This is a genomic window from Streptomyces sp. NPDC023723 (genome assembly GCF_040639815.1).
In the GTDB taxonomy this organism is placed as follows: domain Bacteria; phylum Actinomycetota; class Actinomycetes; order Streptomycetales; family Streptomycetaceae; genus Streptomyces.
The window spans coordinates 1-14284 of the sequence record NZ_JBFAAP010000070.1; the positions used below are offsets into that span (position 1 = coordinate 1).

At 73.8% G+C, this 14284-nt stretch carries 13 protein-coding genes; 4 read left to right on the forward strand and 9 right to left on the reverse strand.

Annotation, left to right across the window (positions count from 1 at the left end; translation table 11 throughout):
- The first annotated feature begins 242 nt into the window (after window positions 1–242).
- Window positions 243–1340 carry a GNAT family N-acetyltransferase gene (locus AB0G32_RS36505; protein ID WP_361173841.1) on the forward strand — a complete coding sequence of 366 codons (1098 nt, stop codon included), beginning with the start codon at window positions 243–245 and terminating at the stop codon, window positions 1338–1340.
- Here the strand turns inward: AB0G32_RS36505 and AB0G32_RS36510 are convergent.
- Window positions 1323–2276, reverse strand: coding sequence for a helix-turn-helix domain-containing protein (locus AB0G32_RS36510; RefSeq protein ID WP_361173844.1), 954 nt, complete (start codon window positions 2274–2276; stop codon window positions 1323–1325). The two genes, AB0G32_RS36505 and AB0G32_RS36510, sit on opposite strands and share 18 nt — an antisense overlap.
- A gap of 204 nt (window positions 2277–2480) precedes the next feature.
- Here AB0G32_RS36510 and AB0G32_RS36515 point away from each other — a divergent pair, with 204 nt between their 5' ends.
- Entirely contained in the window at window positions 2481–3146 is a 666-nt protein-coding gene (locus tag AB0G32_RS36515; protein WP_361173847.1) for a DJ-1/PfpI family protein, read from the forward strand.
- Window positions 3147–3204: 58 nt separating this feature from the next.
- On the forward strand, window positions 3205–3576 hold the full coding sequence (locus AB0G32_RS36520; RefSeq protein WP_361173850.1) for a hypothetical protein: 372 nt from the start codon (window positions 3205–3207) through the stop codon (window positions 3574–3576).
- Here the strand turns inward: AB0G32_RS36520 and AB0G32_RS36525 are convergent.
- Together AB0G32_RS36525 and AB0G32_RS36530 are read right to left on the reverse strand one after the other, a co-directional pair.
- Window positions 3537–4628, reverse strand: a complete 1092-nt coding sequence (locus AB0G32_RS36525) for a M23 family metallopeptidase (RefSeq protein WP_361173934.1) — start codon at window positions 4626–4628, stop codon at window positions 3537–3539. The genes AB0G32_RS36520 and AB0G32_RS36525 overlap by 40 nt on opposite strands.
- 346 nt (window positions 4629–4974) lie before the next feature.
- Window positions 4975–5715 (reverse strand): class I SAM-dependent methyltransferase, encoded by a 741-nt coding sequence (locus tag AB0G32_RS36530; RefSeq protein WP_361173853.1) that lies wholly within the window; start codon window positions 5713–5715, stop codon window positions 4975–4977.
- Window positions 5716–5841: 126 nt separating this feature from the next.
- Between AB0G32_RS36530 and AB0G32_RS36535 the strand changes: the two genes are divergently transcribed.
- Window positions 5842–6975: a DUF4037 domain-containing protein gene (locus AB0G32_RS36535; RefSeq protein ID WP_361173856.1), complete on the forward strand. Its 1134-nt coding sequence runs from the start codon at window positions 5842–5844 to the stop codon at window positions 6973–6975.
- Here the strand turns inward: AB0G32_RS36535 and AB0G32_RS36540 are convergent.
- The 6 genes from AB0G32_RS36540 to AB0G32_RS36565 form a co-directional block, all read right to left on the reverse strand.
- Window positions 6949–8274 carry an alpha-glucosidase/alpha-galactosidase gene (locus AB0G32_RS36540; RefSeq protein WP_361173859.1) on the reverse strand — a complete coding sequence of 442 codons (1326 nt, stop codon included), beginning with the start codon at window positions 8272–8274 and terminating at the stop codon, window positions 6949–6951. The two genes, AB0G32_RS36535 and AB0G32_RS36540, sit on opposite strands and share 27 nt — an antisense overlap.
- Window positions 8271–9230, reverse strand: coding sequence for a carbohydrate kinase family protein (locus AB0G32_RS36545; protein WP_361173862.1), 960 nt, complete (start codon window positions 9228–9230; stop codon window positions 8271–8273). The genes AB0G32_RS36540 and AB0G32_RS36545 overlap by 4 nt, the downstream gene beginning before the upstream one ends.
- Before the next feature lie 59 nt (window positions 9231–9289).
- Complete coding sequence (locus AB0G32_RS36550) at window positions 9290–10183, reverse strand: carbohydrate ABC transporter permease (RefSeq protein WP_361173865.1); 894 nt, start codon at window positions 10181–10183, stop codon at window positions 9290–9292.
- Window positions 10180–11133 (reverse strand): sugar ABC transporter permease, encoded by a 954-nt coding sequence (locus AB0G32_RS36555; RefSeq protein WP_361173867.1) that lies wholly within the window; start codon window positions 11131–11133, stop codon window positions 10180–10182. Before AB0G32_RS36555 ends, AB0G32_RS36550 begins: the two co-directional genes overlap by 4 nt.
- Before the next feature lie 14 nt (window positions 11134–11147).
- Window positions 11148–12515: an ABC transporter substrate-binding protein gene (locus AB0G32_RS36560; protein ID WP_361173869.1), complete on the reverse strand. Its 1368-nt coding sequence runs from the start codon at window positions 12513–12515 to the stop codon at window positions 11148–11150.
- 339 nt (window positions 12516–12854) lie between these two features.
- Window positions 12855–14063, reverse strand: a complete 1209-nt coding sequence (locus AB0G32_RS36565; protein WP_361173872.1) for a S8 family peptidase — start codon at window positions 14061–14063, stop codon at window positions 12855–12857.
- Between the last annotated feature and the right edge of the window lie 221 nt (window positions 14064–14284).

Consider the following 14284-nt stretch of genomic DNA (forward strand, 5'->3'; position numbering starts at 1 on the left):
CGCCGGGGCTCGGGTAGACAACGCAGTCGGAGAGCACCGCGAGGGGGTACAGAGGTCACCGTCGAACGCCCGGCCCCCGGCGGCCCGCCCCCGGGCACGGATCTCCTCCAGACGTTTCGCTGCTGAGCGCCGCGAGCGGTGACGGGGCCTCGCCCCGCGGCCCGCCGGCTGTCCGGCGCCGGGACGCGGTGACGCGCAGGCCCGCGTGTGTCCTCGATCCGACCACACGGGAGGCGGCAGCCATGCCGGGAAAGCGCATTCTGGTTCTGCGGCCGGACGAACTGGGCCCGGACCACATCAAGCTGTGGCGGGAGATCCGCGCCCTGTCGGGGGCACCGGCGAACCCGTTCCTCGACCCGGCGTTCACCGCGGCCGTCGGCCGGGTGCGGCCGGGGGCCCGCGTCGCGGTCCTCCACGAGGACGGTGCGCCGGCCGGCTACTTCCCCTACGAGAGGAGCCCCTTGGGCCGCGGCCGGGCCATCGGGCTCGGCGTCTCGGACAGCCAGGGAGCCGTACTGCGCCCCGGGACCGGGGTGGACGCCCGCCGGCTGCTGCGGGCGTGCGGCCTGGCGTCCTGGGAGTTCGACAGCCTGGAGGACGGCCAGCACACCTTCGCCGCGCACGCCGTGGAGGAACTCGCCTCCCCGGTCGTCGACATCGACGCCGGTTTCGACCGGTACCTGGAGCGACTGCGCGGGACGGCCCCGGGGTTCGTCAGACAGACCCGGGCCAAGGAACGCAGGCTCGCCCGGCAGGTCGGCGAGGTGCGCTTCGTCCTCGACTCCCGGGACCCGGCGGTGCTGCGGGAACTCATGCGGTGGAAGTCGGCGCAGTACCGCCGCACGGGCCGCCGGGACCGCTTCGCCCAGGAGTGGATCAACAGGCTGGTGGGACTGCTCGCCCAGGGCGGCGAACCGGAGTGCCGCGGCCTGCTCTCCGTGCTCTACGCCGCCGGCCGGCCCGTCGCCGCCCACTTCGGGCTGCGCTCGGCCACGGTGCTCTCCTGGTGGTTCCCGGCCTACGACCGGGCCTACGGCAAGTACTCGCCCGGCCTGGTGCTGCAACTGCGGATGCTGGAGGCCGCCGCGGCCGACGGGGTCCGGATGGTCGACCTCGGGACCGGGCCGGCCCGTTACAAGGAGTCGCTCAAGACCCGCGACCTGCGGGTGTACGAGGGCGCGGTGATCCGTCCGGTGCCGGGCGCCGCCGTCCACCTGCTGGCGCGGGAACCGGCCCGGGCCGCCCGGCGGTTCGTGCGCGACCGGCCCCGGCTGGCGGCCGCCGCCGCGCGGGCCCTGGCGGCGGCCGGGCGGCGGCGCGGGTCAGTTCGGGGCGGGTGAGGCGAAGGTGCGGCGGTAGGCGTGCGGGCTGACGCCCGTGGTGCGCTTGAACCGCTCCCGGAAGGCGGTGGGGGAGCCGAAGCCGACCTGCGCGGCGATGCGTTCCACCGGGTGGTGCGTGGTCTCCAGCAGATGCTGGGCCCGGCGGACGCGGGCGCGGTGCAGCCACTGGAGCGGGGTGGTACCGGTCTGTTCGCGAAAACGCCGGATCAGGGTCCGGGTGCTGGTCCCGGCCTGGGCGGCGATGTCGGCCAGGGTGAGATCGCGGCCCAGATTCTCCTGGAGCCAGCCGAGCAGCGGTTCCAGCACGGAGCCCTGGGGCCGGGGCGCGTAGTCGTGGACGACGAACTGCGCCTGCCCGCCCTCCCGTTCCAGCGGCATGACGGACAACCGGGCGGCGTCGGCGGCGACGGCCGAGCCGTAGTCGCGGCGGATCATGTGCAGGCACAGGTCCAGTCCGGCGGCGGCGCCGGCCGAGGTGAGGAACTGCCCGTTGTCCACGTACAGGACGTCCGGGTCCACCTCGACCCGCGGGTACCGCGCGGCCAGCAGGTCGGCCGCGACCCAGTGGGTGGTGGCCCGCAGGCCGTCCAGCAGGCCGGTGGCGGCCAGCGGGAAGGTGCCCGAGCAGATCGAGGCGATCCGGGTGCCGTCCCGCGCCGCCGTCCGCAGGGCGTCCCGGACGGCCGGCGGCAGCGGCGCCGACGGGGTGGCAGTACCGGGCACGATGATCGTGTCGGCGCCCTCGAGTCCGTCCAGCCCCCAGGGCGCGCGCAGCGTGAAAGTCCCCGCGTCCACCTCCGGCTCCTGCGCGCACACCCGGATCCGGTAGCCGGGGCGCCCGTCCGGCAGCCGGGTCCGGGTGAAGACCTCGATCGGCGTGGACAGGTCGAACGGGATCACCTGTTCCAGGGCGAGTACGGCGATGGTGTGCATGGCGAGAACGTACCGTGCCGCCGGATGCCGTTCACACCCGCCGCGGCCCGCAGAAGACCGGCTGAACCGGCGAGCGACCGGAAATTGGGCGGCTGGCACTTTCCCGTCGCAAGGTGTCACTCACGCCACTGGGAGGCGCACCGGCCGGCGCCTAGCGTCGGGACCACCGACCCGCCCCTCCCCATCCCTTCGTGAGGAAGTGCCATGCACGTCCAGATCGTCCTGTTCGACGGCTTCGACCCGCTCGACGTCGTCGCCCCCTTCGAGGTCCTGCACGGCGGCCGCACCGCCACCGGCGGCGCGGTGAGCGTGGAGCTGGTCTGTGCCGAGGGGCCCCGCGAGGTGGTCGGCGGCACCGGCGGCCTGACGCTGCGCGCGAGCGCCGCCCTGGACCCGGAACGCCCGGGCTGGGTCCTGGTCCCCGGCGCCTCGGGCCGCGTCGGCGAACCCGGAGCGGAACCCGGCGACGCGGACGACCTCGTCCCGGTACGGCTGGGCCGCGCCCTGACCACCCGGCTGCCCGAGCTGATGAGGACGGCGATGGCGCATCCCGAGGTCAAGGTCGCCACCGTCTGCGGCGGCTCCGCGCTCCTCGCCATGGCCGGTCTGCTCGAAGGACGCCACGCCACCACCCACCACCTCGGCATGGACCTGCTGGACGCCACCGGCGCCCACGCGGTGCGTGCCCGCGTGGTGGACGACGGCGACCTGGTCAGCGGCGCCGGCGTCACCTCCGGACTCGACCTCGCCCTGCACCTCCTGGACCGCGGGATCGGCCCCCGCGTCGCCCACGCCGTCGAGGAACTCTTCGCCCACGAGCGGCGCGGCATCGTCTGGCGCGCCACCGGCCCGCGGCCGGCCTCCCTCTGACCACGTGACCACCTGACCACAAGCCCCCCCCGGCCACACCGTGAGGAAGCACCGCGTCATGCACCGCGTCGAAGGCATCTGGGACCTGACCATGTCCACCCCCGTCGGCAGGCTGACGGCCGCCGTCGAACTCCGCCGCCGGGACGGCGCCCTGACCGGCACCGCCCGCGCGGCGGACGAGGAGGTGCCGCTGACCGACGTCGTCCTCGACGGCGACCGGCTGACCTGGAGGCAGTCCGTCACCAAGCCGCTGCGGCTGAACCTCGCCTTCGCCGTGACGGTCGACGGCGACACCCTCACCGGGACGTCCAGGGCGGGCCGGCTGCCGTCCGCCAAGGTCACCGGCGAGCGCCGCACCGACCCGTCCGGACCCGGCGGCCCCGCCTCACGTCAGCCCGAGGGGGCGAGCCAGGGCTGGGGATCGGAGTAGTAGCCGTCGTAGATGACCTCGAAGTGCAGGTGCGGGCCGGTGGACAGGCCGGTGGAACCGGCCCGCCCGAGCTGCGTTCCGGTCTCCACCGTCTGGCCCACGGCGACCTCGATCGCCGACAGGTGGCTGTACGTCGTCTGGAGCCGCTTGCCCTCGATGGTGCCGTGGTCGACCACGATGCGATTGCCGTACGCGCTGGTGGACGCGGCGAAGACGACCTGGCCGCCGCGCGCGGCGAACACCGGGGAGCCCTGGGTGGCGGCGAAGTCGACGCCGGTGTGCAGCTTGGTCACCCCGGTCAGCGGGTGCTGGCGGGAGCCGTAGGGCGAGGTGACGGTGAGGGTCTGCACGGGCGCGGCGAGGATCGCGCCGGCCGCGGCGGGCGCCCCGCCCGAGCTCTCCTGGTCCAGCGACTCGTAGCGCGGCAGGAGTTTGTCGACCTCGGACAGGTAGGTCCGCGCGTCGTCGGGCACCTTTCCGGCCCCCGCCACCTCGTCCACGCTCAGGGCGTAGGCGGCGAGGGTGAGGTCGACGAGGTCGCCGTTGACCCGGCCGTCGGTGCGCAGGTCGGTCACCTCGGCGGCCAGCGCGCAGTCCTGCCGGCCGAGGGCCATGATGGCGTCCGCCGGGTCGCGGGGCGAGGAGCGGTCGTTGCCGTCGGCGTCCTTGCCCCACTTCTGCCACTGGTCGTCGGTGAAGGCGGCGATGCCCTTCTGGCCCGAGAGCTTCCCCGTGTCGTTGCTCCAGCCGGAGAGCTGGTCGATCTGCGCGGCGAGCACGGAGGGGGTGACGACCGCGCAGCCGTCGGCCGCCTCGCGCAGCCACGGGATGTAGGAGTCGTCGACATCGGCCGCCGTGGCCTGCTCGGGGCCGGCCGCCTGCTCCGCCTCGACGGGGAAGCCGCCGTTCAGGGCGAAGAAGCCCGCCACCCCGGACAGGGTCACCAGCCCCGGCAGTACCAGCAGGACGACCGGGCCCGGCCCCCGGCGCTTGCGCCGCTCCTGCTGCCGGGCGGGCCGCTCGTCCCGCTCCGGATCCGGCCGCGGCTCCAGTTCCGGGGGCGTGGCGCCGAGGGGCTCCGGGCGGGCCTGCGGGCCGACGTGTCCGGCGTCGGCGGGGAACGGCTGACCGGGCACGGCCGGTGCCCCCGTCGTGCGCTCGTCGTTCACCGGCCGTCCGCCACGGGAGCGACGGCGCCCTCGCGCGGTGGCCGGACCGGCGCTGCGACGGGGGTGCGACGGCGCGCGGGGTACGGCGGCCGGGGAGACGTGATCCTCACGCACGGAAGATAGCGTCCCGGCCGGGTGGCGTCAGGAGCCGCCGAGGCAGGGCCGGCTGCCCGCGAGGGCAGCCGGGCCGGCCGCGCGCCGGGACACCGGGGCAGGGCGGCGCCCGCCGTCACTCCGCCGGTTTCTCCCACACCGACACATGCCCGGTGCTCTCGGCGGTGAACGGCGCCCGCGACCACCCGTCCCAGCGGGCGTACGGCCGCAGGCCCGCGAGCCGCGCCATCAGATCCAGCTCGGCCGGCCACACGTACCGGAACGGGACGGACCGGTGCGTGGCGCGCCCGTCGACGACGGTCACGTAGTTCGAACTCATCGCCTGGGACACGACGTCGTAGGTGTCGAACGCCCACCGCGTGTCGGAGATGTGGAACGGTACGGCGCTCTGCCCGGGCGGCAGCAGGCGCAGGGCGGGCACCCCCACCTCGATCACGAAGCGGCCGCCCGGCTCCAGGTGCCGCGCGGCGTTGCGGAAGCAGTCCACCTGGGCGTCCTGCGTGGTCAGGTTGTTGATGGTGTTGAACACCAGGTAGGCGAGGGCGAAGCCGCCGTCCACCCGGGTGGTCGCGAAGTCCCCGACCGTCACGCCGACGCCGGCACCGCCGGGCTTGGCACGCAGCCGCTCCAGCATCGCCCGGGACAGGTCGACGCCGTGCACCGGCACGCCGCGCGCGGCCAGCGGAAGCGCCAGCCGTCCGGTGCCCACCCCGAACTCCAACGCCCGCCCCTGACCGACGAGTTCGGCCAGCACATCAACCGCGGGGTCCACGGCCTCCGGCCGGAACATGTCCGCCGACGACTCGTCGTAGACCGCCGCGACGTCTTCTCCGAAGTATCCGTCCGCATCAGGCATCCGGGGACGGTACCGCCGCCGGTGCGCCGGCCGCCTCCGGTTTTCCGGCGCGGGCGGCGGCCGCGCCGGGGGAGCGGCGGCCGAAAACCGGTCGCCCGGCCACCGCCGCTCAGGCACCCTCCCCGCATGACCGCACCAGTCCCCTTCGTCCCCGGCCTCGAACTCTCCCGCCGCTTCTTCCACGAGGCCGTACGGCCCCTGGTGGACGCGGCCGCACCCGGTATCGGGTACTCCGCCGCCCGGCTCGGCAGCGGCTCGGAGGTACTCGGGTTCGACACCCCGCGTTCCCGCGACCACGAATGGGGGCCTCGGCTGGAACTCTTCCTGCGGCCACAGGACCTCGCCCGGCACGCCACGGCGATCGGTGACCGGCTCGCCACCGGCCTGCCGAAGACCTTTCTGGGCCATCCCACCCACTTCGCCGCCACCGCCGAGGCCGGCATCCGGGTGATGGCCGCGACCGACGGGCCGGTCCGGCACGCGGTGGACATCACCGATCCCGGCACTTGGTTCACCGGCCGCCTCGGCTTCGACCCGGGCCGGGGTGTGTCCCTGACGGACTGGCTGTCCGCCCCGGCGCAGCGGCTCGCCGAGGTGACCTCGGGCGCCGTCTTCCACGACGGGCTCGGGGCACTGGCGACCGCGCGCGCCCGGCTCGCCTGGTACCCGCACGACCTGTGGCTGCATGTGCTGGCCTGCCAGTGGCGCCGCATCTCCCAGGAGGAGGCGTTCGTCGGGCGCTGCGGCGAGGTGGGCGACGAACTCGGCGCCGCCGTGGTCGCCGCCCGGCTGGTCCGTGACCTGATGCGACTGTGCCTGCTGATGGACCGCCAGTACCCGCCGTACGGCAAATGGCTCGGCAGCGCCTTCGCCCGGGTTCCGGGCGCGGCCGGGCTCACTCCGGTGCTCCGCGCGGTCCTCGCCGCCGCCGGCCCGGGCACCCGGGAGCGGCACCTGGGCACGGCGTACGAGAGCGTCGCGGCCGGACACAACCGGCTCGGGCTCACCGATCCGGTGGATCCGGCCACCCGCCCCTACCACGGCCGGCCGTTCCGGGTGCTGCGCGCCGAACGGTTCGCCGACGCGCTCACCGCCCGGATCACCGACCCGGCGCTCCGGGCGCTGCCGCCGGGCGGCGCCGTCGACCAGTTCGTCGACAGCACCGAGGTCCTCACCCGGCCGGCGGTGGCCCGTGCGGTGGTCCGGTCGGGCGCGGGCCGGCCGGGCGGGCCGTCAGGTGCCCAGTACCGCCCGCAGTGACGGCTGGAGCCGGTCCGCGTGAGCGCGGACCATGTCGTCGCACAGCCGCCAGATCTCCTCGACGGGCAGCGCCGCCGCCGTCGCCGGGTCGGTCATCGCCGCGTGCCGGATGTGCCGCGGGTCGTCCTCCGTCGCCGCCCGTACCACCAGGTCGGTGGTACTGAGATAGGTCCGGTTCAGGGCCGCCAACTGGGGCGGCAGCGCACCGATCCGGGTGGGCTGCACCCCGGCCGAGTCGACCAGGCACGGGACCTCGACGGCACCGCGGGCGGGCAGGTTGTCGATCAGGCCGTGGTTGGGCACGTTGCCGTACACCGTGCGCGGGGTGCCGGTGACGATGCTGTGGATGATCTGCGGCGCGTACTCCATCGTGCCCTCGACGGTGAGCGGCGCCCCGCAGGCCAGCGCGTCCCGGGTCTTCTCGTACTCGGCCACGTTCTCGGCCACGATGTCCAGATAGGCCCCGACGGGCAGCCGCAGCCGGTCGATCTCGCCGGGGTGGTGCAGGAACCACGGCACGTACTCGGAGGAGTGCTCGCTGGTCTCGGTGGGGTAGTGGCCGAGCCGCCGGTACATGTCGACCCGGACCCGCCGGCGCAGTTGCTCGTCCTCGGCGATGAGCGCGTCCAGGCGGGGGTGGAGATCCTGCCCCCGGTGCTCCCAGCGCAGTACCCACGCCTGGTGGTTGACGCCCGCCGCTTGGTAGGTGACCTCCTCGTAGGGCACCCCGACCAGCTCGCACAGGCCCTGCATCGTCCAGTACACCGAGTGGCACAGGCCCACCACCCGGCTCAGACCGGTCGCCTCGGCCAGGTACTGGACGTTCATCGCCATCGGGTTGGTGTAGTTGAGCAGCCACGCCTGCGGGCAGACCGCGGCGATGTCCTCGCCGAGCGCCTTGAGCAGCGGGAAGGTGCGCAGCGCGCGGAAGATGCCGCCGACGCCGAGGGTGTCGCCGATGGTCTGGCGCAGCCCGTGGCGGGCCGGCACCTCGAAGTCGGTGCGGGTGGCCTCGCCCATACCGACCTGCACGATGTTGATGACGAAGTCGGCGTCCACCAGCGCCGCGCGGCGCTCCGCGTGCGCGGTGACCGTCGGCCGGGCGCCGCGCTCGGCGGCGATGTACCGGGCCGCCGCCTCGGCGGTGGCGAGGCGCTCGGCGTCGATGTCGTGCAGCGCGATGTGCGCGGACTTCAGCTCGTCGAACGCGAACAGGTCGGCGAGCAGGCCCTGGGTGAAGACGACACTGCCGGCGCCGATGAAGGCGATCTTGGGGGCGGTCGGGTGCGCGGTGCTCATGCGGGGTTCTTCCGTTCGCGGGTGATCAGGGAGTACGCCTCGTCCCAGGTGGGCTGGGCGGGGGTGCCGCCGGCGGCACGGGTGGACAACGCGCCGCACACGGCGGCCAGTTCGAGCGTGTCCGCGAGCGGCAGTCCGGCCAGCAGGCCGGCCACGAAACCGGCGTCGAAGCTGTCGCCGGCGCCCACCGTGTCCACCGGCCGCGCGGGGAGGGCCGGGGCGCGGGTCACGGTGTGCCCGTCGTGGCAGAGCGCCCCTTCGGCGCCGTTCTTCACGACGGTCACCGGGCCGCGCCCGGCGAGCGCGGCGGCGGCCTCGGCGAGGTCCGCGGTGCCCGCCAGCCGCCGGGCCTCGGCGGCGTTGGGCAGCAGGTAGTCGGTGTGCGGCAGGACGGCGGCCAGCCCGGCCGGGTCCCAGCGGCCGGCCGGGTCGTCGTTGGTGTCGAGGGAGGTGGTGGCGCCATGGGCGCGGGCGGTGCGCAACAGGCCGGGCAGCCCGGCGGCGAGCACCGGCAGCAGGAAGTAGGAGGCGGCGTGCACGTGCCGGGCGTCGGCCAGCAGGCCGGCCGGGACGTCCTCGGGGGTGGTGGCGCGCAGGGTGCCCGGCGCGGTGACGATGGCCCGGTCGGACTCCGCTCCGGCCCGGGTCAGCACCACGGTGAGCGGGGTGGGCAGCTCCGGGTCGACGCGCAGTGCCCGGGTGTCGACGCCGCGCGCGGTGAGGGCGTCCCGTACGTAGCGGCCGGCGTCGTCGTCGCCGACCCGGCCGGCGAACGCCACCCGCAGCCCGAGCCGGGCTGCCCCGCAGGCCATGATCGCGGCCGAGCCGCCGAGGGTGAGCGCCCCGTCGGGGACGAGCTGTTCGTGCTGGTCGAAGGCGAGCGGGGCGTCGAGCGGACCGAGCACGACATCCGGGTTGGCGTCCCCGACGACGAGCAGGTCGAAGGTGTGCGGCATGGGCCTTCCATCTGGGGGTTCAGGAGTGTGCGGGCGTGTGCGGGAGGCGGCGGGCGGGTTCAGCCCTTGAGGCCGCTGGAGGTGATGGACTGGATGAAGGTCTTCTGCGCGCCGAGGAAGGCGAGCAGCACGGGCAGCACGGTGAGCACGTTCCCGGCCATCACCGCGGACCACTTGGTGTGGTGCTGGCCCTGGAAGGTGGTCAGGCCCAGTTGCAGCGTGTACTGCGTGTCGTGGTTGATGGCGATCAGCGGCCAGGTGAGGTCGTTCCAGGTGGTCAGGAAGGTCAGCACGGCCACCGTGCTGAGCGCCGGCCGGGACAGCGGCAGCACGATCCGGAACAGCACCCGCAGCCGGGAGCAGCCGTCGATCCAGGCGGCCTCCTCCAGCTCCCGGGGCAGCGAGAGGAAGAACTGCCGCAGCAGGAACACCGCGAACGGCGTGACCAGCGACGGCACGATGAGCGCGCCGAGGGTGTCGATCAGCCCCAGCTTCTTCATCACCAGGAACGTCGGGATCATGGTCAGCTGGAACGGCACCGCCATCGTGGCCAGCATCAGCCCCAGCAGCAGCCGGGAGCCCGCGAACCGCATCCGGGCGAAGGCGTACCCGGCCAGCGAGCCGAACAGGAGGTTGGCGGTGACCGTGACGGCCGAGACGATGAGCGAGTTGGCGAACCAGCGCGGGAACATCGCGTTGCCCAGCACATAGCGGTAGCCGCCGAGATCGATGCCGGCGGGCCACAGCGCGGGCGGGAAGCGGTTGATCTCCGCGTCGCTCATCACGGAGCTCAGCAGCAGCCACCCCAGCGGCACCGCGAAGGTCAGGGCGAGCGGCACGAGCAGCAGGTGCCAGGGGCTGAACGGCAGCCGCCGGCGGCGCCGCACGGACCCGGCGGAACCGGCCGCCCCGGCGGTGCGGGCGGCGGGCGGGGCCGAGGTGGTCGTCGTCATGCGCGAACCCCTTCCGGACGCGGGCGCCCGCGGCGCCGGGCGAGGCGGACGATCCCGGCGGCCAGGCCGAGGGTCACGGCCAGGACATAGGCGGCCGACGCGCCGTAACCGGCGGTGGCGTTCTTGAACGCCTGCTCCCAGATGAAGTAGACGATCACGGTGCTGGAGCCCAGCGGACCGCCCTTGGTGGTGACGTACACCAGGTCGAAGACCTGGAGCGAGTTGATGGTCTGCCACAGCACGAGGAAGACGGTGACCGGGGTGAGGGTGGGCAGGGTGACGTGGCGCAGCAGGTGCAGCCGGCCGGCGCCGTCCAGCCGGGCGGCCTCGATCAGGGACTGCGGGACGTCCTGGAGGGCGGCCAGGTAGACCACCACGCAGAAACCGGTGCCGCTCCACAGGGTGATCGCCACCAGCACCAGCAGTGCCTGGCCGGGGTCGGTGAGGAACCCCTGGGCGGAGACGCCGAGATGGTGCAGGACCGAGTTGGCGGCGCCGAACTCCGGGTCCAGGATGAAGGAGAACAGCACGCCCTGCGCGGTCGCCGACAGCACGAACGGTACGAAGATCAGGGTGCGGTAGAGACCGACGAACCGGATGCGGCGGTTGAGCACCAGGGCCAGCAGCAGGCCGCCGAGCATGCTCAGCGGTACGTACAGCACCGTGTACAGCAGGGTGTTGCGGACCGCCTGGCTGAAGTGCGGATCCTGGGCGAGGGCGCGGTAGTTGCCCAGGCCGACCCAGCGGCTGGGCGTGACCAGGTCGCTGGCCTGGAAGGACAGCAGCAGCGACCAGACGACCGGGACGATGCTGAGGCCCAGGACGATCAGGACCGCGGGGGACAGGTAGGCCCAGGCGGTGGCCGTCTCGGCGCGGCGCTTGCGGACCAGGGCCCGGCGTCGTTGGTCCGGTGGGTCCGCGAGGGTGATGGCTCGGGGCAGTCGCTCCATGGCGGGGTGGCTCCTCAACGCGGTATGAGCAGGGCGGCGTCGGCTTCGTCGGCGCAGGAGCGCAGCGCGGCGGCGGGCGAGCCGCGGCCGAGCAGCACGGTGACGATCGCCTGGCCGAGCGCCTGTGAGACCTCCGGGTAGGCGGGGTGGACGGGGCGGACGCGGGCGCTGTCGAGTGCCTCGGTGAACACCGACAGGCCCTCGGTGTCCGCGACCTTGCGCCGCCAGGCGGGCTGCTCCTCGGTGCGGCGGCTGAGCGGGAGGCTGCCGGCGCCGACGGCCCAGCGGACGTCCTGGGCGGGCTGGGTCAGCCAGGTGACGAAGGTGCGGGCGGCCCGGGTGCGGGCCGCGCCGTTGTCGAACAGGGTCCAGGTGTCGGGCCCGGAGATGGTGACCGGCTTCCCGCTGAAGGTGGGCAGCGGTACGACGTGGTAGTCGATCTTCGCCTGTTCGATGTCGGGGAGTTGCCAGGGACCGGTGACCACCATCCCCATCCGGCCGGACGCGAACACCTGGTACATCTGCTCGCTGCCGGGCTTGGGATCGACGTACACGCTGTTGTCGCGGACCAGTTCGGCCACCACCTCCAGGGCGCGGACCCCGCTGTCGGCGAATCCGATGCCCTTGCCGCTGCCGTCGACCACGTCGCCGCCGAGGTCCCAGATCATCGGCCACAGCCGCCAGACGGTGTCCTCGTCGCCGGTGCCGGGCCAGCCGGTGCCGAACCGGCCCGCGTTCTTGTCGGTCAGGCGCCGGGCGAGGCCGGTGAAGTCCTGCCAGGTCCAGCCGGCCTCGGGCAGGTCCAGGCCGGCCGCGCGGAACAGCCGCTTGTTGCAGACCACGGCGAGCGCGTCGAGCACCGCCGGTGCCGCCCTGACCCGGTCGTTGACGGTGACGGCGTCCCGGGCGGCGGCCCAGTAGTTCTTCCACGGCAGCGGACCGGAGCCGACGGTGCTGGTGAGGTCGACGACCTGCGGACCGCGGGCCACCCGGGCCAGGTCGGAGCCGAAGATGTAGGCGATGTCGGGGTAGGAACCGGCGGCCAGGGCGGCGGTCACCTTCTGGAGCATCACGTCCGAGAGCACCCCGCCGCCCAGGTCGACGCGGATCCTGGGGTGGTCGCGCTCGAAGTCGGCGACCAGTCCCTCCAGGATCTTCTTCGCGGTGTCGGCCTGGCCGTGCCACACCTCGATGGTGACCGTGCCGTCGGCGGCGACCCCGTCGTCCGTGGCGGCTCCGCACCCGCCGACGGCGGTCCCGGCGGCTGTGCCGAGCACGGCGCCGCCGCCGGCCCGCAGCACCCCGCGGCGCGAGGGGCCGGCGCCGCGTCGGACGGCATCCGGTCGGACGGCATCCATCGCCGGCATCCGCTGACGGCTCATCGCACGAGCTCCCGGGCTGGTGGGCACGGCCCCGCCTCGGACACCGTGAGCGGTCCTGGCGACTCGGGCCGGGCTCCTGGCGCGGGGCCAGCTACCGGCTGGGCGTACCTCTGGCGCCGGCCGGTCTTGCGACGTCGGCGCTGATCGGGAGTAAATCGACCGGATCCCGACTGTGTCAAGGGTCCGAAACGCCTGACTTGGTGATCGTGCTTGATTGAAACACTGTGTTTCCATGCAGGATTGAGCATTCTGGCCCAGTGAAAACGCCCCCGGAGGCGAGTGGCCTCCGGGGGCGTCACGGGGTTTCGGACGGGTCGCGTCCGCGGGGATTCCCGGTTGTCAGGGAACGATCTTCAGCAGCCGGTTCGGCGAACCGGTGCCCGCGCTGGTGACCTTGTTGGCCGTCGCGCCGGCGGTGAGGGCCGAGGACACCTGCGCGGGGGTGGCGGAGGTGTGGCCGGCCAGGTAGACCGCCGCGGCGCCCGCCACGTGCGGCGTCGCCATCGACGTACCGGAGATGGTGTTGGTCGCCGTGTCGCTGGTGTACCAGCCGGCCGTGATGGAGGAGCCGGGGGCGAAGATGTCCAGCACCGAGCCGTAGTTGGAGTAGCTGGCCCGGGCGTCCGTGCTGGTGGTGGCGCCGACCGTGATGGCCTCGGTGACCCGGGCGGGGGAGTACGAGGAGGCGTTGGCGGCGCTGTTGCCCGCCGCGATGGCGTAGGTGACGCCGCTGGCGATGGAGTTGCGGACGGCCGTGTCCAGGGTGGAGGAGGCGCCGCCGCCGAGCGACATGTTGGCCACCGAGGGGCCCGAGTGGTTGTCGGTCACCCAGTCGATGCCCTCGATCACGCCGGCCGTGGTGCCCGAGCCGCTGTTGTCGAGCACCCGGACCGCGACGATCTTCGCCTTCTTGGCGATGCCGTAGGTGGTGCCCGCGATGGTGGTGGCCACGTGCGTGCCGTGCCCGTTGCCGTCGGAGGCGGTGGTGTCGCCGTCGACCGCGTCGTAGCCGTAGGAGGCGCGGCCGCTGATGTCGCTGTGGGTGATGCGGACGCCGGTGTCGATGACGTACGCCGTCACGCCGCTGCCCGCGGTGTCCGGGTAGGTGTAGGTCCCGGACAGCGGCAGGGAGGTCTGGTCGACGCGGTCCAGCCCCCACGGGGCGCTGGACTGCGTGGTGTCGGCGAGCGCGACGCGCTGGTTCTGCTCGACGGAGGCGACGGCGGGGTCGGCGGCCAGCCGCGCGGCCTCGGTGGCGGAGAGGGTCGCGGTGTAGCCGTTCAGCGCGCTCCGGTACGTCTTCTTCACCGTGCCGCCGTACTCCTCGACGACGTCCTTGCCGGCCGCGGAGGTCGCCTTGAGTCCGGCGTCCTTCTTCAGTGTGACGATGTAGCTGTCCTTGACCGCCGTGGGGGAGCCGGCCGCGAGGACGGTGCCCACGGCCGGGGCGGCCTGGGCGGGGATCGCGGTGAGCCCGCCGGCCAGGGCGGCTGCCGCGACGCCGGATATCGCGGCGAACTTGAGTCTCTTGCTCCGCAGTCGTGCCATAACGAGGGGGTCCTCCTCTGGGCAGCGCGCGCCCGGGGTGGGGCGCGCGTCTGTGGGGGGTGTGCGCGGGATCGCGCACACGGCCCGAGGAGCGTCGCGTTCCGCTCCGGGCCGGGGTACAGCCTTAACCAACTACCGGTACTCGACAAGGGAGTTGAGCACCTGTCAACAAATCTGTCATGAGCACGAAATCTGTCAAGGCCGCCCCGGTCGCCCGAGGG